Source organism: Leucobacter triazinivorans, from assembly GCF_004208635.1.
In the GTDB taxonomy this organism is placed as follows: Bacteria; Actinomycetota; Actinomycetes; order Actinomycetales; family Microbacteriaceae; genus Leucobacter; species Leucobacter triazinivorans.
On sequence record NZ_CP035806.1, the window covers coordinates 2,563,989 to 2,582,755 of the forward strand.

Annotated in this window: 15 protein-coding genes; 10 read left to right on the forward strand and 5 right to left on the reverse strand. The window is 71.5% G+C overall.

What is annotated here, in order from left to right:
- Both EVS81_RS11580 and EVS81_RS11585 read right to left on the reverse strand, forming a co-directional pair.
- Nucleotides 1-714 carry a phosphonatase-like hydrolase gene (locus tag EVS81_RS11580; protein ID WP_130110526.1) on the reverse strand — a complete coding sequence of 238 codons (714 nt, stop codon included), beginning with the start codon at nt 712-714 and terminating at the stop codon, nt 1-3.
- Nucleotides 715-772: 58 nt separating this feature from the next.
- A complete protein-coding gene (locus tag EVS81_RS11585) occupies nt 773-1,552 on the reverse strand; it encodes a GntR family transcriptional regulator (RefSeq protein WP_130110527.1) in 780 nt (259 codons plus the stop codon).
- Between the two features lie 164 nt (nt 1,553-1,716).
- On the opposite strand from EVS81_RS11585, the gene EVS81_RS11590 reads away from it, so the two are divergent.
- From EVS81_RS11590 to EVS81_RS11610, 5 genes are all read left to right on the forward strand, one after another.
- Nucleotides 1,717-2,850: a TIGR03364 family FAD-dependent oxidoreductase gene (locus tag EVS81_RS11590; RefSeq protein ID WP_130110528.1), complete on the forward strand. Its 1,134-nt coding sequence runs from the start codon at nt 1,717-1,719 to the stop codon at nt 2,848-2,850.
- Between the two features lie 89 nt (nt 2,851-2,939).
- Nucleotides 2,940-3,866, forward strand: a complete 927-nt coding sequence (locus EVS81_RS11595; protein ID WP_130110529.1) for a phosphate/phosphite/phosphonate ABC transporter substrate-binding protein — start codon at nt 2,940-2,942, stop codon at nt 3,864-3,866.
- Nucleotides 3,866-4,663 (forward strand): phosphonate ABC transporter ATP-binding protein, encoded by a 798-nt coding sequence (locus EVS81_RS11600; protein WP_240739827.1) that lies wholly within the window; start codon nt 3,866-3,868, stop codon nt 4,661-4,663. The genes EVS81_RS11595 and EVS81_RS11600 overlap by 1 nt, the downstream gene beginning before the upstream one ends.
- A gap of 10 nt (nt 4,664-4,673) precedes the next feature.
- On the forward strand, nt 4,674-5,522 hold the full coding sequence (gene phnE, locus EVS81_RS11605; RefSeq protein ID WP_130110530.1) for a phosphonate ABC transporter, permease protein PhnE: 849 nt from the start codon (nt 4,674-4,676) through the stop codon (nt 5,520-5,522).
- 127 nt (nt 5,523-5,649) lie between these two features.
- Nucleotides 5,650-8,562 carry a metallophosphoesterase gene (locus EVS81_RS11610; RefSeq protein ID WP_130110531.1) on the forward strand — a complete coding sequence of 971 codons (2,913 nt, stop codon included), beginning with the start codon at nt 5,650-5,652 and terminating at the stop codon, nt 8,560-8,562.
- Nucleotides 8,563-8,690: 128 nt separating this feature from the next.
- Here EVS81_RS11610 and EVS81_RS11615 read toward each other — a convergent pair whose 3' ends face one another.
- The gene (locus tag EVS81_RS11615; RefSeq protein ID WP_130110532.1) at nt 8,691-9,251 is read right to left on the reverse strand and encodes a MarR family winged helix-turn-helix transcriptional regulator; all 561 of its coding nucleotides are present in this window, start codon (nt 9,249-9,251) and stop codon (nt 8,691-8,693) included.
- 10 nt (nt 9,252-9,261) lie between these two features.
- A complete protein-coding gene (locus EVS81_RS11620) occupies nt 9,262-11,001 on the reverse strand; it encodes an MDR family MFS transporter (protein WP_130110533.1) in 1,740 nt (579 codons plus the stop codon).
- Nucleotides 11,002-11,310: 309 nt separating this feature from the next.
- On the opposite strand from EVS81_RS11620, the gene EVS81_RS11625 reads away from it, so the two are divergent.
- The 3 genes from EVS81_RS11625 to EVS81_RS11635 all read left to right on the forward strand — a co-directional run bounded on the left by EVS81_RS11625 (nt 11,311) and on the right by EVS81_RS11635 (nt 14,577).
- Complete coding sequence (locus EVS81_RS11625) at nt 11,311-12,459, forward strand: 5-(carboxyamino)imidazole ribonucleotide synthase (protein WP_205879327.1); 1,149 nt, start codon at nt 11,311-11,313, stop codon at nt 12,457-12,459.
- Nucleotides 12,460-12,813: 354 nt separating this feature from the next.
- Nucleotides 12,814-13,332, forward strand: a complete 519-nt coding sequence (gene purE, locus EVS81_RS11630; protein ID WP_130110534.1) for a 5-(carboxyamino)imidazole ribonucleotide mutase — start codon at nt 12,814-12,816, stop codon at nt 13,330-13,332.
- Nucleotides 13,333-14,577 carry an MFS transporter gene (locus tag EVS81_RS11635; protein WP_240739828.1) on the forward strand — a complete coding sequence of 415 codons (1,245 nt, stop codon included), beginning with the start codon at nt 13,333-13,335 and terminating at the stop codon, nt 14,575-14,577.
- A gap of 255 nt (nt 14,578-14,832) precedes the next feature.
- On the opposite strand, the gene EVS81_RS11640 is transcribed toward EVS81_RS11635, so the two are convergent.
- Entirely contained in the window at nt 14,833-15,951 is a 1,119-nt protein-coding gene (locus EVS81_RS11640) for a glycosyltransferase family protein (RefSeq protein WP_130110535.1), read from the reverse strand.
- 248 nt (nt 15,952-16,199) lie between these two features.
- Here EVS81_RS11640 and galE point away from each other — a divergent pair, with 248 nt between their 5' ends.
- Together galE and EVS81_RS11650 are read left to right on the forward strand one after the other, a co-directional pair.
- Nucleotides 16,200-17,213, forward strand: coding sequence for a UDP-glucose 4-epimerase GalE (gene galE / locus EVS81_RS11645; RefSeq protein ID WP_205879328.1), 1,014 nt, complete (start codon nt 16,200-16,202; stop codon nt 17,211-17,213).
- The gene (locus EVS81_RS11650; RefSeq protein WP_130110536.1) at nt 17,210-18,655 is read left to right on the forward strand and encodes an LCP family protein; all 1,446 of its coding nucleotides are present in this window, start codon (nt 17,210-17,212) and stop codon (nt 18,653-18,655) included. Before galE ends, EVS81_RS11650 begins: the two co-directional genes overlap by 4 nt.
- The last annotated feature ends 112 nt before the right edge of the window (nt 18,656-18,767 follow it).

Here is an 18,767-nt window from a genome sequence, read left to right on the forward strand (position 1 = left end):
CTACGCGGTGCTGGTCGCCAGGTAGTCGGGGACCTCCGCGACCGAGTCGAGCAGCGCCGAATACGGCTGACCCGCGAAGGCATCCCGGGAGAGCTTGCCCGACAGTACGCCGATCGTGATCGCGGCACCCGAGCGCGCACCCGCCTGCACATCGACGAGCGTGTCTCCGGCCACCAGCACCTCGGAGACGTCCGGAGTGCCGGTGAGCTCCATGGCGCGGTGGATCATGTACGGCGCGGGCCGGCCCGAGGCGACTTCGTCGCCGCAGACCAGGGCATCGATGCGCACCGCCCGGTTCGGGGCAGAATCGTCGGGATCACTCAGCACCCACCCCAGACCCTCGAGGATCTGCTCGGCCACGTCGACCGAGAAACCGGTGGTGAGCGCCACCTTCGTGCCCGCTGCGCGGAGTGCGGCGATCGCCGCAGGAATTCCCGGCAACGGGGTCGGCGGGGTCTCGGCGTAGAGCTCGTCGAGGATCGCGCGGAAGCGCTCGAATGCGGCATCGACGGTTCCCGCGGGGGAGGGGTCGCCGCCGCCGAGCTCGATGAGCGCGGTGATCGCTGCGCGCTTCTCGGTGCCCATCCAGTTCTGCAGGTCGGCGGGTGAGACGGAGACGCCCGTCTCCTCGACCGCGCGTCGCAGTGCCTCGTAGACGGCACCGCCGTCGTCGATGGTGGTGCCGGCCATGTCGAAGACGGCGAGGGTGATCATGAGGTGCTCCTTGGGGCGAGGATGTGGTGGGGCGAGGGTGTGGTGGGGCGAGTGGGGATCAGGCGGTGCGCTCGAAGATGTCCGCCGTGGCGCTCGCCGCCTGGCGGGTCAGCGGAATGCGATGCTCCGCCGTGTTCTCCACCACGAACGTGGCCATCGACGGCAGGTACCGGTCGTCGGCGGTCTCGATGACCGTGCCCGTCTGGTCGTAGGCGAGGCGCCGCACGCGCAGCAGCGGCGAGCCGGGCGCGATGTGCATCTGCTCCACCTCGAGCGGATGCGCCGCGATCGCGTCGATCACGTGCCGCGCCCGCACCGGGATGACCCCGGACTGGCAGAGCGTCTGATAGATGCTCCCGTTGTCGAGGTCGGCGGTGATCAGGTGTCTGCCGACCTCGTACGGGAAGAGCGAGCGCTCGAGCATGGCCGGCTTCTCGTCGAGCAGGCGCAGCCGGATGATCTCGACCACGGCGGTGTCGGGAGCGATCTGCAGCTCGCGGGCGATCTCCTCGGTCGCGGGCCGGCGGCTGGCCTCGATCACCCGCTGGCCGGGCGTGAGGCCGAGATAGCGCGCCCACTCGGTGAACGACATGAACGTGTCGAACGACTGCGCCGGTGCCGTGCGCTGCACGCGCGGCGGCGCGCCGCGCCCGCCGACGATCATGCCCTCCGAGCGCAGCGCCGCGAGCGCCTGTCGCACGGGGCCGCGCGAGGTGCCGAACTCCGCGACGAGCGACTTCTCGCTCGGCACCCGGTCGCCGGGTTGCCAGACGCCGGTGCGGATCCGCTGCACCATCTCCTCGTACAGCTGCGCGTGCAGGGGCGAGTTCTCGTTCATACGGTCAGCATATGAGTTGTCATGACTAGTGGGAAGGCCCTCCGGTGGCCTGAAAGTGAATGATCGGTGACGATTCTGGATCCCGATCGTGCGGGTGGTGAACGATCGAGGAACAGGCTCGGCAGAAGTTGTTATGACTACTTTTGAGGCCGCACTATCGAAGCATGACTTCTCCCACACAGCGCTCGAGCGTCGCGATCGTCGGCGCCGGAATCGTCGGTCTGGCGCACGCGGTCGCCGCACTCGACGCGGGCCACCGCGTGACGGTGATCGAGCAGGACGCAGCGGCGCGACTCGCGAGCGTGCGCAACTTCGGTCACGTCTGCGCCTCGGTGCAGGCGGGCGAGCTGGGCGAGCTGGCGCGCGAGGCGCTGCCCCTCTGGCAGTCGCTTGCCGACCGCGCAGGCCTGGAAGTGCGGCGATCGGGCACCCTCGTCGTGGCCCGCACCGCCGCAGAAGAGGCCGTGCTGCACGAGCTCATCGAGGAGCGCGCGCCGGAGGGCGCGAGGCTCGTGTCCGGCGCCGAGGTCGGCAACCTGCTGCGCCTGGACCCCGCGGCGGCCGGCGGGGCGCGACCGCGGGCGGGCGCCCTGCTGCCCCGGGACCTCACCGCGAATCCCCGTACCACTGCGGCTCGCATCGCCGCCTGGATCGATGCGCACGAGCTGGGCGAGGTGCGATTCTCCACGACGGTGCGATCGGTCGGCACCGGAGTTGTCGATACCAGTCGCGGCCGAATCGAGGCCGATCACGTGATCGTGGCCGCCGGGCACCTGATCGGCCGGCTCTTCCCCGACCTCGCCGAACGCGGCGAGGTGCGCGAGTGCGCGCTGCAGATGGCGCGCGTTCGCGCACCGCACGCGATGGGTCTCGGCCCCGCAGTGCTCACCGGCACGTCGATGCTGCGCTACGGGGCCTTCGCCGGCCCGGCGGCCGAGGCCCTGCGCGCCGAGCTGCGCGCCGCGCGCCCCGAGCTGCTGGAGATCGATGCCAACGTGATGCTCACCCAGCAGGCGGACGGCACGCTCCTGGTCGGAGACTCCCACGTCACCCACGATGCGGCGCCGCCCTTCCTCGACGAGCGCTGGTTCGGGATCCTGCTCTCCGAAGCCGCAGCCGTGCTCGGCGCCCCCGGGCTCGACGTGCTCGAGCGCTGGCAGGGCGTCTACGCCACGAGTCGCACGCAGGACGTGCTGCGCGCGATGCCGACGCCCGGGGTCACCGCCGTCTCGGTGACCACCGGCACCGGCATGACCGTGGGGCTCGCGCTCGGCGCGCGCACCATCGCCGCCCTCTGATCCCGTCCCATCCCACTGCCCAGCATTCCGCGGAGATCCTGCGACTTCTCGCAGGACGACCGAGATGCACCCACCACCCAAGGAGAACCGTGAAGAAGAACACCGTCCTCGCCGTTTCGGCCGTCGCGCTCATCGGGCTCGGACTCGCCGCCTGCTCGAGCGCTCCCGAGGAGAGCTCTGCCTCGGCCGCATCGGGCGACGCCGCAGCGACCTGCCCTGACGGCAAGATCCGATTCGGGATCCTGCCCTACGAGGATCCCGAGCGTCTCGAGCCCGCCTATCAGGTGCTGGCCGAGGCCCTCTCCGAGAAGCTCGACTGCCCTGTCGAGGTGAGCATCACCGAGGACTACGCGGCCGAGGTGCTCGCGATGGAGAACGACCAGCTCGAGATCGCTCAGTTCGGTCCGCTCGGCTTCGTGTTCGCGAACGAGCGCGCCGACGCCACGGCGATGGTCTCGTTCGGCGACGCCGAGGGCAACCCCACCACCTACACCGGCGGCATCTGGGTGCCGAAGGACTCCGATGTGCAGACGCTCGACGACCTCGAGGGCCGCACCCTGGCGCTCGGCAGCCCGGGCTCGACCTCGGGCGATGCGCTTCCCATGTCGGCGCTCGTCGACGCGGGCATCGACGACGACGTGCAGTGGGACTACGCGGGCGGCCACCCGGAGGCGCTGCTCGCGCTGGTCAACGGCACCGTCGAGGCCGCGCAGATCAACTCGCAGACCCTCGCCACCGCGACCGCGGAGGGCACCTTCGACGAGTCCCAGTACCGTCAGATCTGGGAGTCGAACGAGATCCCCAACGATCCGATCACCGTGCGCGGCAACATGCCGCAGGAGTTCCAGGACGCCGTGGCGGAGGCCCTGCTGGGCCTCGACGCCGACGCCGTGGCCGAGGTCAGCGGCTTCCTCGGGGTCGATCCCGCCGGGCCCCTGATCCCCGTGACGAACGAGACCTACCAGCCGCTCTTCGACCTGGCCGCCACCATGGGCCTCACCGAGGCCGACGTCTGATGAGCGCCGTCACCGTGCGCGAGCCCCTGACCCCCGGCCCGCGAGCGCAGATCTCCGAGCGCGAGGTGCTGCTCGACGTGCAGGCCATCTCGAAGAGCTTCGGCGATCGCGTCGTGCTCCGCGACATGAGCATGCGGGTGCACACGGGCGAAGTGGTCGCCTTTCTCGGAGCGAACGGCTCCGGCAAGTCGACCACGCTGCGCGCGGTGAACGGCCTCATCGAGGCGGACTCCGGCGACATCGTGATCGCCGGAGTCCGCCTGAACGAGGCCAGTGCCCAGCGCCGCGCCGCGGCCCGGCGCACGGCGGCCACCGTGTTTCAGAAGATCCACCTGGTGCAGCGGCGGACCGCGCTGCAGAACGTGTGCGCCGGCGGCTTCTCCCGGCTGCCGGGGTGGCGTTCGCTGCCGCCGCTCTTCCCGCGTGACCTGCGGGAGGAGGCCATGGCCTGCCTCGATCGGGTGGGGCTGGCGGATCGCGCGCACGACCGCGCCGGCAGCCTGTCGGGCGGTCAGCAGCAGCGCGTGGCGATCGCGCGCGCCCTGTGCCAGCGCCCGCGCATGATCCTCGCCGATGAGCCCGTCTCGGCGCTCGACCCCAAGGCGGCGGACGACGTGATGCAGCTGCTGCACGAGCTCGCGGTCGAGGAGGGCCTCGGCGTCGCCGCGGTGCTGCACCAGCCGCACCTCGCGCGCAGCTACGCGCACCGGGTGATCGGCCTGCGCGGAGGCGGACTCGTCTTCGACGCCCCCACCGACGAGATCGACGACGCCGAACTGGCGTCCCTGTACCTGTGAGGATCCGCACGTGATCGACACGCCCACCCGCGAACGCGCCGAGGCGGCGCGCGGCGACCGCCACCTGATTCCCGTGCCCCGAGACCCGCGCGCGCCGTATCGCGCCGGCTCGTGGACGGTGATCATCGCGGTGCTGCTCGTGCTGCACCTGCTGGCGTTCCAGGCCACCGACTTCAAGCCCGAGGCGCTCGTCACCGGCGCCACGGGCATGCTCAACTTCCTCTCCGAGGCGTTTCCGCCCGACCTCAGCCCCGAGGTGCTGCAGCAGGGGATCGAGGGGGCCCTCACCACGCTCTGGATCGGTCTGCTCGGCACGACGGTCTCCGTCCCCTTCGCGCTGCTGCTCGCGGTGCTCGGAGCCCGCACCACCACGCCGAACAGCGTCGTCTACCAGATTGCGCGCGGCATCCTCTCCTTCTTCCGCGCGGTGCCCGACATCGTCTTCGCGCTCATCTTCGTGACCGCGGTGGGCCTCGGCCCGTTCGCCGGTGTGCTCGCGCTCATCTGCCACAACACGGGGGTGATGAGGAAGCTGTGGTCGGAGGCCATGGAGGACATCGATCCGGGGCCGGAGCAGGCGCTGCGCACCGCAGGCGCGAGTCGCTGGCAGATCGTGGCCAACGCGACGATCCCGACCGTGCTGCCGCAGCTCACGGGCCTGCTGCTCTACCGCTTCGACGTCAACGTGCGCTCCTCGCTCGTGCTCGGCCTGGTGGGCGCCGGCGGCATCGGCCTGCTCATCAACAAGGCGATCAAGACCTTCCAGTTCGACGAGATGCTGACCTACCTCATCATCATCCTCGCCGTGATCGTGGCGGTCGACCTCGCCTCCGCCTGGATCCGCAAGCGCCTGCAGTAGGCATGCTGCGAGATTTCGACTGAACGCGCCGCGCCCGCGCCGCGCCCGCGCCGCGCCCGCGCCACCACGTCCGCACCGCCGCGCACCTCGACCACCGTCACACCACACACAGGGAGAACACGCACTCATGCTGCACGAACCACGTCGCCGCTCCGACCGGAGGGGCACTCGCGCGATCACCGGGGGAGCGCTGCTGGCGCTCACCTGCGGCCTGCTCGTCGCGCCGGGCGTCGCCGCGCCGGCGCACGCCGCTGCCGAGCCCTACACGCAGGACTTCGAGACCGCCGCGTCACCCGACCAGGCCCCCGAGGGCTGGTCGGTCGAGAGCTCGGACACCCGCGACATGCGCGAGGGGTGGAAGGGCTGGACGTTCCACACCACGGCCGAGGTCGTCGAGACTTGGGGTTCGGGCGGCGATCGCAGCTCGTTCTCGAAGGGCGACGGACTCGTCGCGGTGCTGCACTCCGACGGCAACCGCCCGACGAGCGGCCCCTACACGCCGGTGGACTCCACACTGTGGGCGCCGGCGTACGCCGTCGATCCCGGCGCCGAGGCGGTCAGCGTCGCGTTCGACAGCCACTACAAGCAGGGGCAGGCGCCGCAGCAGGCGCGGCTCGTCGCCGAGATCGACGGCGCCGATCCCGTGCTGGTGGAGCAGTTCGACACGAACCGCCTCGACCGGACCCACGAGTACTCCGTCGACCTGCCGGCCGGGGCGCAGAGCGTGCGGTTCGGCTGGCAGTACCTGCAGACCAGCAACAACTGGTTCTGGATGGTGGACGACGTCGTGATCGCGGAGTCGGAGCCGGCCGACGTCGCGCCGACGGTGGTCTCCGGAGTGCGGCCCGTCGCGACCGCCGGATCCGCGATCACGGTGTCGCTGAGCGGGCTGCGGGCCGGACAGCAGATCGAGGCGACGCTCGGCGAGGGCGGCACGGTCGCGGGCGTGCCCCCGGCGACGGCCGAGGGCACGGTCTCCTTCCCGGTCGAGATCCCGGCCGGTCAGCAGCCCGGCACCCTGCCGCTCGTGATCAGCGGCCCCGGAGTCGCGCCGGTGACGATCGAGATCACCGTGCTCGCGCCCGCGGGCGAGGACGCCGGCACCACCGAGCCCCAGCTCTGGTGGGACGGATTCGAAGCCGCGACCCCCGAGTGGCAGAACGACGGCGACGCGGCGTGGGAGTACCTGGACCGCGCGGCCTCCGTCGACGCCTACGGCACGGATCGTCGCCACACCTTCACCCGCGCCTCGGGTACCTTCGCGGTCGCCGAGTCGAAGCTCGCCGACTTCGACGGCCGATTGACCTCGGCGCCGCTCGCCGTCGCGGCGGGCGACGAGCTCGAGTTGCGCTTCGACAGCCACTACCTCGTGCGGGGTGGCGGCGAGCAGGCAGCCGCGGTCGTCGCGGTCTTCGACGACGGCACCGAGACCGAGCTCGTGCGCTTCGGCGATGCCGATGAGGAGTCGGCTCAGCCGCGCATCCCCTTCGCGGTGCCGGCGGGGGCCGAATCCGTGCGCTTCGCGTTCACCTTCTCGGCTCTCGCGGGTGCGGGGTCGTGGCGCATCGACGACGTCGAGGTGGTGCGTCCGCTCGCGCCCCTCGCCGACGACGCGGTGCCGACGGCGGTCGTCGACGTGTTCAGCGACGTGCAGGGGGCCACCGCGCGCCTGCAGAACAACGTGCTCCCCGGCCTGCGCGGCCTGTCCCCGGCGGCGAGCACGATCGTCTCGAACGGCGACCAGACCGGCTCGGGCACCGTGTCGCAGTACGACGCCTACCTGGCGGCGCTGAACGCGGGCGCGGGCGACCACTACACCACGCGGGTCTCGACCATCGGCAACCACGAGTTCTACGGATCGAACGGGTCCGCGGCCTACATCGACCGCTTCCTCGATCGCACCGAGATGCGCGCACTGGGCGCCGAGGGCGCCGATCCCGCGCGCGGCGGCCTGTGGGGCGAGGTGCTCGTCGACGGCGAGCTGCCGCTGCTCTGGATCGGCAGCGAGTTCCACGACTACCCGTCGCAGACGGGCAGCGGGCCCTTCGTCGAGCTCAGCGATCAGCAGTTCGGCTGGCTGCGCGATCGGCTGGCGCACTGGAAGGCCGAGGGCTCGCCCGTGCTGCTCGCCACGCACCACGTGTTCAACGATTCGGTCTCGGGAACCTACGCCAACTTCTACCGCGGCGACTACGGGATGGATACGGCGCGGATCGAGGCGCTCCTGGCGCAGCACCCCAACGTCACGATCCTCACGAGCCACACGCACTGGGCGCCCGAGCTCAACGACTGGAGCGTCGAGCAGCGCTTCGATCCGACCGCCGCGCACGGCCCCACCATCGTCAACACCGCCGCGGTGACCACCCAGTACGGCCCCAGCGGCGACTGGGGCGAGACCGGCATCGGCGGCGCCGATCCGGTGGGTCTGCGCGTCGAGCTCTTCGAGGATCGCCTGCGCACCACCGCCTACTCCTTCGCGGCAGGCGGTGCCGCGACCGCCATCAAGCACATCGACGTCGCGCTCCCCGCGGAGCGGCCGGTGGATCCGGTGGACCCGGTGGACCCGGTGGACCCGGTGAATCCGGCCGAGATCTCGCTGAACGGCGACGCGGTCGACGCGGGCGGCTCTCTGACCGTGTCGGGTGCGGGCTTCGCGGCCGACGAGCGTCTCGGGATCGAGCTGCACTCGGACCCCGTGGTGCTCGGATCGGCGGCCGCCGACGCGTCGGGCGCCTTCTCGAAGTCGGTCACCATCCCGGCGGACACGACACCGGGCGCGCACCGGATCGTGGTGACGCGCGCCGACGGCACGTCGGTCGCCGCGGCGATCACGGTGCGCGCCGCAGGGGACGGCTCCGGCTCGGGAGACGGCTCGGGAACCGGGTCGTCGGCCGGCGGATCCGGTGCGGGCGGGCCCGCGGCCGGTGATTCGCTCGCCTCGACCGGTGCCGCGGGCACCGCGATCGCGTGGGGGATCGGCGCGATCCTGCTCGCGGCCGGCGCGGTGCTCGCGCTGCGCCGACGCCGCGCGGCCGAGTAGCCGGGCGCCCGGGCCGCATCCTCCGCGAGGGTGGGGATGCGACCCGGGCATTCGCTCGGTGCGGCCCGCCACTGCGGTGGAGCCGCCCTCCCGCGGTGCGGCCCGGGGCTCCGCGGGAGGAATCGGACTCAGCCCGCGGTGCCCCGCGGATCCTCGGCGCCGCCCCCGTGATCCCGAGCGCAGCGCATCGCAGGCCCCTCGGCGCGGTGCGCATCCTCGGCCGACGCGTTGAAGCGGTGCAGGCCCGCGCGCAGCTGCTCGAGGGACTCCACGCTCCACCCCTCGAAGCGCTCGTGGTAGGAGTGGGCCCACTGCTCGCGGATCCGCTCCATCAGCTCCTGCGCCCGCTCGCTCACGGTGAGCAGGATCACGCGCCGATCCTCGGGGGCCGCCTCGGCCTCGATCAGTTCCAGGTCCCGCAGCTTCGAGATGTGCCGGCTCACCATGGCCTTGTCCATGCCGAGCATCTGGCTGAGGCCGGTAGCGGTGACCGGACCCTTGCGCAGCACGGTCTGCAGCACCATGATCCCGCCGCCGTTCAGTTCCGGGTGCACCTCTTCCGCGTAGCGCACCCAGCGCGTCCGGGCCGAGGCGAAGATCTCCGAGAACTCGGAGATGATCCCCGCGATCTCGGCGCCCCGGGGCGAGTCCTCGGCCGCCGCTGCGGGCCGTGCGCTGTGATCCTGCATGCCATCGAACCTAGCGCGTCTGCGTCGTGGCCGCGGCCGCGTCGGTGTCGGTCGCCGCGGCCGAGGCCACGGCACCGTCCTCGGCCCCGTCCGTGTCGCCCGCCCCGTCCGTGTCGCCCGCCCCGTCCGTGTCGCCCGCCCCGGTCGTCGCGGCTGCGGCCTCGGCATCGCGCGCGAGCTCGGCCCGATGCTCTGCGGCGCTCTTCGTACTCAGGGGCAGGTTCGGGATCAGCATGATCGCGATGATCGCGATGATCGCGACGGGGGAGGCCGCGAGGAACACGTCGCCGATGCCGTGCCCGTAGGCCGACTCGACCACGTCACGGATCGGAGCCGAGAGCTCCGCGATCTTGGGGATGGTGCCCCCCGAGAGCTTGTCGGCGCCGGCGAGGGCCTCGGGATTCGTCTTCGCGAGGCTCTCGAATCCTTCCGTGATGAAGGCGACCACCTGGTGCGAGAGCATCGCGCCCATCGCCGACATGCCCGCCGTGCCGCCGATCGTGCGGAAGAACGTGACCGCCGAGCTCGAGACGCCGATCTCGTTCGGAGACACGGTGTTCTGCACCACGAGCACGAGATTCTGCATGCACATGCCGACGCCCGCGCCCAGCACGAACATGGCGACGCCCACGAACCAGAACGAGGTGTCGTAGCGCAGCTGACCCATCATCACGAGTCCCGCGAACATGATGAAGGATCCCGCCACCATGTAGCGCTTCCACTTGCCGGTGCGCGAGATGATCTGCCCCACGAGGGTCGAGGCGAGCAGCAGGCCCGCCATCATCGGGATCGTGAGCAGGCCCGACTCGGTGGGCGTCTTGCCGCGCGCCAGCTGCATGTACTGCCCCAGGAACACCGAGGTGCCGAACATGGCGAGGCCCACCGCGATGCTCGCGATCACCGACATGGTGAAGGTGCGATTCTTGAAGAGGTGCAGCGGCAGCAGGGGCTCCTCGACCCGCAGCTCGACGATCACCGCGATCACCAGCAGCAGCAGGCCGCCGCCGACCATCGCGAGGGTCTCCCACGACCACCAGTCGAACTGCGAGCCGCCGAGGGTCACCCAGATGAGCAGGCTCGCGAAGCCGATGGAGATGAGCGCCGCGCCCAGGTAGTCGATCCTCACCCGACGCTTCTCGGTGCGCAGGTGCAGGGTCTGCTGCAGCACGACGATCGCCACGATGGCGATGGGCGCGGCGACGTAGAAGTTCCAGCGCCAGCCGATCGCGTCGGTGATCGCGCCGCCGAGCAGCGGGCCGCCGACCGTCGATACCGCCATGATGGCGCCCATAATGCCCATGTACTTGCCGCGCTCGCGCGGGCTGATGATCTCGGCCAGCACGATCTGCCCGAGGGCGCCGAGGCCGCCGGCGCCGAGGCCCTGCAGCACGCGGAAGGCGATGAGCCAGCCCGGATCCTGAGCCATGCCCGCGAGGGCCGAGCCCACGGTGAAGATGACGAGCGAGGCCTGCAGCAGCACCTTCTTGCTCGTGAGGTCGGCGAGCTTGCCCCAGATCGGGGTGGAGATGGCGCTCGCCAGCATGGTGGCGGTGACGACCCAGGTGAAGGCGGCCTGATCGCCGCCGAGGTCGGCGATGATGATGGGCATCGAGGTGCCCACGACGGTCATCGAGAGCATGGACACCGCCATGCTGAGGAAGAGGCCGGTGAGTGCGAGGTTCTTCGCGCGCCCGCTGAGCACGCCGTCTTCCGGGGCGGTGCGCGGGGCCGAGGTGAGGGACTGTGCCATTCGGAGCGGGGATCCTTCGGGTGGGGTGGGGTTAGTTGATGAAGGTCAACTATAGGCACTTGATTGATGTATGTCAACTAACTCGCGGCGCCCGCGCCCCGCCCGCTCCCGCGCCCCGCCCGGACCATCCCGCGCGCGCCGCTCCCCGCGCCGCTCCCGCAGGAGAAAACCACTCGCACAGGACCGAAAGCGCGAAGTGCTCCTGTTTGGGTGTGCTTCTCCTGTCGGAGCGGTGAGGCAGCAGGCCGCGCGGCGGCGAGCGCGGCGGGCAGCCGCCTCAGCGCGCACTCGTAGGGCAGAATGGAGGGCATGGGCTTTGAGAGCGGCAGCATCAGGATCGGCGTGATCGGAGGCGGGCAGCTCGCCCGCATGATGGTGCCGCCGGCGATCCATCTGGGCCTGCGCATCAGCGTGCTGGCCGAGAACGAGGGATCGAGTGCCGCGCGCGCGGCCGACGCGGTGGGCGACTACCGGGATCCCGAGACGGTGTACGCCTTCGCCGAGACCGTCGACGTGATCACCTTCGATCACGAGCACGTGCCGGGCGAGATCCTGCGCGAGCTCGAGCGGCGCGGCACCGCGGTGCATCCGCGCCCCGAGGCGCTGCAGTACGCGCAGGACAAGATCCTCATGCGGGAGAAGCTGAGCGAGCTCGGCGTGCCGATCCCCGCGTGGGCGGCCGTGGAGGACGAGGCCGAGCTGCAGCGCTTCATCGAGGACCGTGGCGGCCGGGCCGTCGTGAAGACCGCGCGGGGCGGCTACGACGGCAAGGGCGTGCGCGTAGTGTCGGACGCCGTCGAGGTGCGCGACTGGTTCACCGCGCTCGCCGAGGACGGCCGCGGCGGGCACCTGCTCGCCGAGGAGCTCGTCGACTTCACCCGCGAGCTCTCGCAGCTCGTCGCCCGCCGTCCGAGCGGCGAGACCCGCACCTGGCCGGTCGTCGAGACGATCCAGCGCGACGGCGTCTGCGCCGAGGTGCTGGCCCCGGCCCCGGTGCAGGATCCCGCGACCCTCGAGGAGGCCGCGCGCATCGGCGCGGCGGTCGCGGAGGGCGTGCAGGTGACCGGGGTGCTCGCGGTCGAGATGTTCGAGGCGAGCGACGGGCGCGTGCTGGTGAATGAGCTCGCGATGCGCCCGCACAATTCCGGCCACTTCTCGATCGAGGGATCGGTGACGAGCCAGTTCGAGCAGCACCTGCGAGCGGTGTCCGATCTGCCGCTCGGCGACACGTCCATGACCGCGCCGGCCGCCGTGATGGTGAACGTGCTGGGCGGGCCCGCCGAGGGGCCGATGCCGACGCGCTACCCGGCCGTGCTCGCCGAGCATCCGCGCGCAAAGGTGCACAGCTACGACAAGCAGCCCCGCCCGGGGCGCAAGGTGGGGCACGTCACGGTGACGGGTGCGGATCTCGCCGAGGCGCTCGCCGAGGCGCGCGCCGCCGCGGCGGCGTTCGCCTGAGGGGCGGTGATCCGGTGCTGGGCGGTCATCCGGCGCGGTGAGGGAGCGGTCATCAGGCGCGAAGTCGCAGGATCCGCACCGGGCCGGTGGATCCTGCGACTCCCTGCGGTCGCGCAGGATGACGGGTGAGTGCGGTCGCGCGGGATGACGGGTGAGTGCGGTCGCGCAGGATGACGGGTGAGTGCGGTCGCGCAGGATGACGGGTGAGTGCGGTCGCGCAGGATGACGGGAGGGTCGATCCTTCGAGCCGGGGCGCTTTGCTGATTGAGCGAGCGGAGCGAGTCGAGATCCGGGGCGCTCTGCTGATTGAGCGAGCGGAGCGAGTCGAGATCCGGGGCGGCTACGATTGAACCCATGAGCGAATCCACCGCAGCACCCCTCGTCGGCGTGATCATGGGTAGCGACAGCGACTTCTCGGTGATGAGCGATGCGGTGCAGGCGCTGCGCGAGTTCGGGATCCCGCACGAGGTCGAGGTGGTCAGCGCGCACCGCACTCCCGACAAGATGGTGAGCTACGCCCGCGAGGCCGCCGCGCGCGGATTGCGGGTGATCATCGCGGGGGCGGGCGGCGCCGCGCACCTGCCCGGCATGGTGGCCTCGATGACCACCCTGCCCGTGATCGGCGTGCCGGTGCCGCTCGCGCGACTCGACGGTCTCGATTCGCTGCTGTCGATCGTGCAGATGCCCGGCGGCATCCCTGTGGCGACGGTCTCGATCGGGGGCGCGAAGAATGCGGGGCTGCTGGCGGCCCGGATCCTCGGCACCGGCGATCCCGAACTCTCCGCGCGTCTCGATGCCTACGCCCGGGAGCTCACCGACATGGTCGATGAGAAGAACACGGCGCTGCAGGCGCGCATCGCCACGGACCGGTAGGTGACGGCCGCGGGCGGGCACGACGCGGCATCGGAGGCGCGGGATCCCCGGGCCGCGGCGGGGAGCCGCCGGTATCGTCGCGCGCTGATCGCCCTGTTCTGCGCGGGCCTCGCGACCTTCGCGCAGATGTACTCGCCGCAGGGGCTGCTGCCCGCCATCGCGACGGAGTTCGGGATCGGAGCGGGGGCCTCGTCGTGGGCCGTGGGCGCCACGACGATCGGTGTGGCGCTGGGCGTGCTGCCGTGGGCGCGCCTCTCGGACCGTATCGGCCGGGTGCGGGCCATGCGCGTCGCAATGTCGGCGGCGATGCTGGTCGGACTGGCCGCGCCGTTCGCGCCGGGCTTCGAGCTCTTCATCGCCGCGCGTCTGCTCGAGGGCATCGCGCTCGCGGGGCTCCCCGCTGTCGCCGTCACGGCGATCGCCGAGACCGTGCGGCCCTTCGCGCTCGGCGGCGCGGTCGGCACCTACATCGCGGGCACCACCATCGGCGGGTTGGCGGGGCGCATCATCGCCGCCGAGGTGGGCGAGCCGTTCGGCTGGCGCTGGGGCATGGCCGCGGTGGCGATGCTCGCCGCGGTGGCCGTGCTCGTGTTCCTGGTGCGCATCCCGCCGACGGCGATGGCGCCGGCGGTGCCGCCGTCGCTGGTCGCCGCACTGTCGGCGAATCTGCGCAGCCCGGGGGTCATGGTGCTCGTGGCGCAGGCGTTCCTGCTGATGGGCGGCTTCGTCGCGGCGTACAACTACCTGGCGTTCCGGCTGCAGCACGATCCGTTCGAGCTGAGTCTGGCGCAGACGTCCTGGATCTTCCTCGCGTATCTCGCGGGAGCCGCTGCGTCGCGCTGGGTGTGGCCGGCGACGCGCCGTATTCCTCCGACGGCGGTGCTGCTCGGGTGCATCGGCATCATGCTCGGGGGGATCGCGCTCACGCTGCTCGCCTGGTTGCCCGCGGTGATCCTCGGTCTCGTGCTCTTCACCGGAGCCTTCTTCGCGGCGCACTCCATTGCGAGCGGCCTCGTCGAGCGCCGCGCGCGCCCCGATGGGCGGAGCCTCGCGCCCCCGCTCTACACGCTCGGCTACTACGCGGGTTCGAGCGTGCTGGGCTGGCTCGGGGGTGTGGCCTTCGGGTGGGGCGGGTGGATCGGCACCGTGCTGATGGTGGTCGGCTCGGCGGTCGCGGCCGGACTGCTGGCGTGGGCGTATGCGCGATCGGCGGGTGGGATCGCCGCGGCCGACTCGCGGTCGTGAGTGGGCCTGGCCCCGGCCCGCGGTCGTGAGTGGGCCCCCGGCCCCGACCCGGGTCCCGCCGGCGCCGGCTCTGCCCCCACATGTCTTCGCGCGTCAGAAGCTGCGGCCATTCTTGGGTTTTGGCGACAACTTGTGACGCGCGTTTGCGGGTGCAGGGGTGGGCGCGCGTCGGCGGGTGCAGGGGTGGGCGCGTTTGCGGGTGCAGGGGTGGGCGCGCTGCGGGTGCAGGGGTGGGCGCGCAGGTGCCGGGTGCCCTCAGAGGTTCGCGTGCATCTCCCACAACTGCCACGCGGCGCCGTACCAGCTGAACCCGCGGCTGCGGTCGCAGGCGAGCACCGAGAGCTGGGCGCGCGCGTCGTCGTCGCGCATCAGGCGCGTGTACTCGGCTGAGAACGCGCCGGCCGTGTCGGCTGCGACGCCGGCATCGAACACGATCTCGGCCGTCGCGGGATGGCCGGCGTGCAGCACGGGAACCGCGGCGCACAGCGCGCCGAGCAGCGCGTAGCCGGTGCCGGCGAATGCCTGCGGCTGCACGAGCAGTGCGGCGCCCGAGAGTACGGCGCCGAGATCGGCGAGTTCGCGAGCGCGCACGGGCAGCACCCGCTCGCGCAGCTCATCCGGCACCGCGGTGGCGCCGGTGTCGTCGCCATCGCGGTCGCGGGGGGAGACCCCGGGATCGAAACCCTCGAGCACCACGAGCGGCGGCAGCGAGGCGTCCAGGCGCATCGCGTCGAAGATCCACTCGAGTCGGCCGTGCTCGCCGCTCATCGCGGTGGTCACCGTGTAGCGCTCGGGCAGCCCCAGCGCGCTGCGTCGCTCCGCAGCATCGGGGCCCTCGCGCAGCTCGGCGGGCGGGGCGAGCTGGATCACCTGCACCGGGAGGTGCTCGCCGTATTGCTGCTGCAGCACCCGCGCGGTGGCGTGGGTGGGGGTGAGGATCACGTCGGCGAGCTTCACCGCGCGGCGGGTGAAGGCGCGGAAGAGTCGCGCCTGCGAGCTGCCGAGCACCGCGGGGGCCTCCCACGCGATGGCGTGGGGAATGGTCACCGAGGTCTGCGAGCCATCGTCCTCTCCGCGGGAGCGCAGGGGCATCATGGGGGTGAGCGCGTGCACGAATTCGCCGTCGAGCGGGCGGGCGGTGGTGCCGCTCTGCCAGACGAGGGGCAGCAGGTTGGCGCGGATCGGCAGGTGTTCGATGCGGATCAGCGGCGACTCGAACGCCGGCGCCTCGCTGCCGCGGCCCACCAGGAATCGGGCGCTGCAGCCACGCGGTGCGGTCGCGGCGATCGCGCGGGTGAGGTCTCGGGCGGCGGCTGATTGGAGATCGGCCTCCCAATCGGGAAACGGTTCGGCGATGAGTGTAAGCGTCGCCATATCGTCCCCCTTCGCAGTCGTGCTTCGGCGCCGCACCCGAATCCGGCCGAAGTTCTGCTGGCACTCATTGTATTGAGTTCGCGCACCAAAAGCCTGGGGGATCGATCCGCACGTTCGGCAACAGCTGATGCTGTGATGCAAATGTGATCTTTGGGTGCCGTCGTCGGATTCGGGATCGGTCCCGCCGTTCTGCGCGGCGACGCCGTTTCGACGGCCTTCGCGCAGATCGTCCAAGTACCCTGTTGCGTATGCGTGTATTGCTGACAGGTGGCGCCGGGTACATCGGATCGCACACCGCACTGGTGCTGGTGGAGCGCGGCCACGAGGTCGTCGTGCTCGACGACTTCTCGAACAGCAGTCCTGAGGCGGTGCGCCGGGTCGAGCAGCTCACGGGATCGCGGATCCCGGTGGTCGAGGCCGATCTGGCCGATCGCGCCGCCACCGCGGCGGCTCTCGACGGCGTCGGCTTCGACGCCGTGATCCACCTCGCCGGACTCAAGGCCGTCGGGGAGTCGGTGGCAGAACCCGCGCGCTACTACCGGGTCAACCTCGATTCGACGCTCGTGCTGCTCGACCTGATGCGCGAGCGCGGGGTGACCGAGCTGGTCTTCAGCTCGTCTGCCACGGTCTACGGCGATCCGCTGCGCTCGCCGATCGACGAGGCGCACCGCGCGGGTGTCGGGCTCACCAACCCCTACGGCTGGTCGAAGTTCATGAACGAGCAGATCATTCGCGACGTGCAGGCCTCGTGGCCCGAGCTGGGTGCGGTGCTGCTGCGCTATTTCAACCCGGTCGGGGCCCACCCGTCGGGCCGGATCGGCGAGGATCCCGCGGGGATCCCGAACAACCTCATGCCGTTCATCGCGCAGGTCGCGGTGGGCAAGCGCGAGCGGCTCAGCGTCTTCGGCAATGCGTATCCGACCGTCGACGGCACCGGGGTGCGCGACTACATCCACGTCATGGATCTCGCCGAAGGCCACGTGGCCGCGCTCGAGCGCCTCTCGGCGGGGGTCGAGACCTACAACCTCGGCTCGGGCACCGGATCGAGCGTGCTCGAGGTCGTGCGCGCGTTCGAGGGGGCCTCGGGCCGCCCGGTGCCCTACGTCGTCGCGCCGCCGCGCGCCGGCGACGTGGCCGAGGTGGTGGCCGATCCGGCGCGCGCCAACGAGCGGCTCGGGTGGCGCACGACGCGCAGCCTCGCAGACGCGTGCCGCGACGCGTGGGCGTGGCAGTCGGCGAATCCGGATGGCTATCGCGCATGAGCCTCGATCTCGAGCGGCCGCTCCGCAACCCGGACACGGGTTCTGCGCCGCTCATGAGCAAGCGCGCCCGGTGGCTCGTGGTGATCGGCTTCCTGCTGCCGGGCAGCGCGCAGGTGCTGGCCGGCAGCCGCAGGCTCGGCCGCTTCGGGCTCGCGGCGACGCTCGTGCTCATCCTGGGCGGCGTCGCGGCCCTGCTCGGGCTGCTGTTCGCGCGCGTGGCCACGCTCTCCGTGTTCACGAACGGCTTCGTGCTGCTGGCGCTGCAGATCCTGCTCATCGCCTACGCGCTGCTGTGGTTGGTTCTGGGGTTCGACACGCTGCGCCTCACGCGTCTCGTGCGCGTGCAGCCCGGCTGGCGCGTGCCGGTCGCGATCCTGTCGGTGCTGCTGACGCTGGTGCCGTCGGCCGGGGCGGCCTGGGCCGCCACCACGGTGGGGGCGGGGCGCAGCCTGCTGGGCGACCTGTTCCAGGGGGCGCCCGCGGTGGAGCCGGTCGACGGCCGCTACAACATCCTGCTGCTCGGCACCGATGCGGGGGCCGACCGCGAGGGCTTGCGGCCCGACAGCATCTCGCTCGTCAGCGTCGATGCCGAGACCGGGCAGTCGGTGATCATCGGACTGCCGCGGGAGCTGGTGCAGATGCCGTTCCCGGAGGACTCGCCGATGCTCGACGTGCACCCCAACGGGTTCTGCGTGGGGCCCAACGCGTTCGGGCCCTACGGCGGCTGCCTCACCGGGTATCTCAACGGCCTGCACGCCGAGCTCGAGCAGACGGCGGAGATCGTCGAGGCCGAGGGGCTGCCCGAGGAGTTCGCGCACCTCTACGACGGGATGTACGCCGATGCGCACTCGCGCGGGTCGTCGCCGGGCATCGAGGCGACGAAGGACGCGGTGACCGGGGCGACGGGGCTGGAGGTGCAGTTCTACGTGCTGGTGAACATGGACGCCTTCTCGAGCCTCATCGACGCCCTCGGCGGTGTCACGATCGACGTGCAGGAGCGCCTGCCGGTCGGGGGCCAGATCGACGAGTACACGGGCGAACTGGTCGGGGTGCAGCAGTGGATCGAGCCGGGCGAGCAGCAGCTGGACGGGTTCGCGGCGCAGTGGTACGCGCGCTCGCGCTACGGTTCGGCGAACGGCGACTACGACCGCATGCAGCGTCAGCGCGAGCTGCAGGCGGCGATCCTCGCGCAGATGAATCCGGCGAACGTGCTCACGAAGTTCCAAGACGTCGCCGCGGTGGGCGGCGAGCTGGTCGACACCGACATTCCGCAGTCGATGCTGGGCCGGTTCGTCGACCTCGCCACGAAGGCCCGCGAGCACGCGCCGGTCAACGTCGAGCTCGTGCCGCCGGCGGTCGATCCCGAGATGCCCGACTACGCCGCGATCCACCGGCTCGTCGCCGACGGGGTGGCGGCCGCGTCGCCGGTCGAGGAGGAGTAGCGCCCGCGGGTTGAGCGAGCGCAGCGCCCGCTGGTTGAGCGAGCGCAGCGTGTCGAAACCGCTCGGCGGAGCATCGACGACGATCCGGGCGCACCCTGGGTGAACCTCGGAT

Excerpts from the sequence above, each read along its gene's own strand:
- EVS81_RS11580 (WP_130110526.1), bottom strand. The coding sequence starts at position 714 with ATGATCACCCTCGCCGTCTTCGACATGGCCGGCACCACCATCGACGAC.
- purE (WP_130110534.1), top strand. The coding sequence starts at position 12,814 with ATGAGCGAATCCACCGCAGCACCCCTCGTCGGCGTGATCATGGGTAGC.
- EVS81_RS11615 (WP_130110532.1), bottom strand. The coding sequence starts at position 9,251 with ATGCAGGATCACAGCGCACGGCCCGCAGCGGCGGCCGAGGACTCGCCC.
- EVS81_RS11620 (WP_130110533.1), bottom strand. The coding sequence starts at position 11,001 with ATGGCACAGTCCCTCACCTCGGCCCCGCGCACCGCCCCGGAAGACGGC.
- EVS81_RS11610 (WP_130110531.1), top strand. The coding sequence starts at position 5,650 with ATGCTGCACGAACCACGTCGCCGCTCCGACCGGAGGGGCACTCGCGCG.
- EVS81_RS11640 (WP_130110535.1), bottom strand. The coding sequence starts at position 15,951 with ATGGCGACGCTTACACTCATCGCCGAACCGTTTCCCGATTGGGAGGCC.
- EVS81_RS11590 (WP_130110528.1), top strand. The coding sequence starts at position 1,717 with ATGACTTCTCCCACACAGCGCTCGAGCGTCGCGATCGTCGGCGCCGGA.
- EVS81_RS11625 (WP_205879327.1), top strand. The coding sequence starts at position 11,311 with ATGGGCTTTGAGAGCGGCAGCATCAGGATCGGCGTGATCGGAGGCGGG.
- galE (WP_205879328.1), top strand. The coding sequence starts at position 16,200 with ATGCGTGTATTGCTGACAGGTGGCGCCGGGTACATCGGATCGCACACC.
- EVS81_RS11650 (WP_130110536.1), top strand. The coding sequence starts at position 17,210 with ATGAGCCTCGATCTCGAGCGGCCGCTCCGCAACCCGGACACGGGTTCT.
- EVS81_RS11585 (WP_130110527.1), bottom strand. The coding sequence starts at position 1,552 with ATGAACGAGAACTCGCCCCTGCACGCGCAGCTGTACGAGGAGATGGTG.
- EVS81_RS11600 (WP_240739827.1), top strand. The coding sequence starts at position 3,866 with ATGAGCGCCGTCACCGTGCGCGAGCCCCTGACCCCCGGCCCGCGAGCG.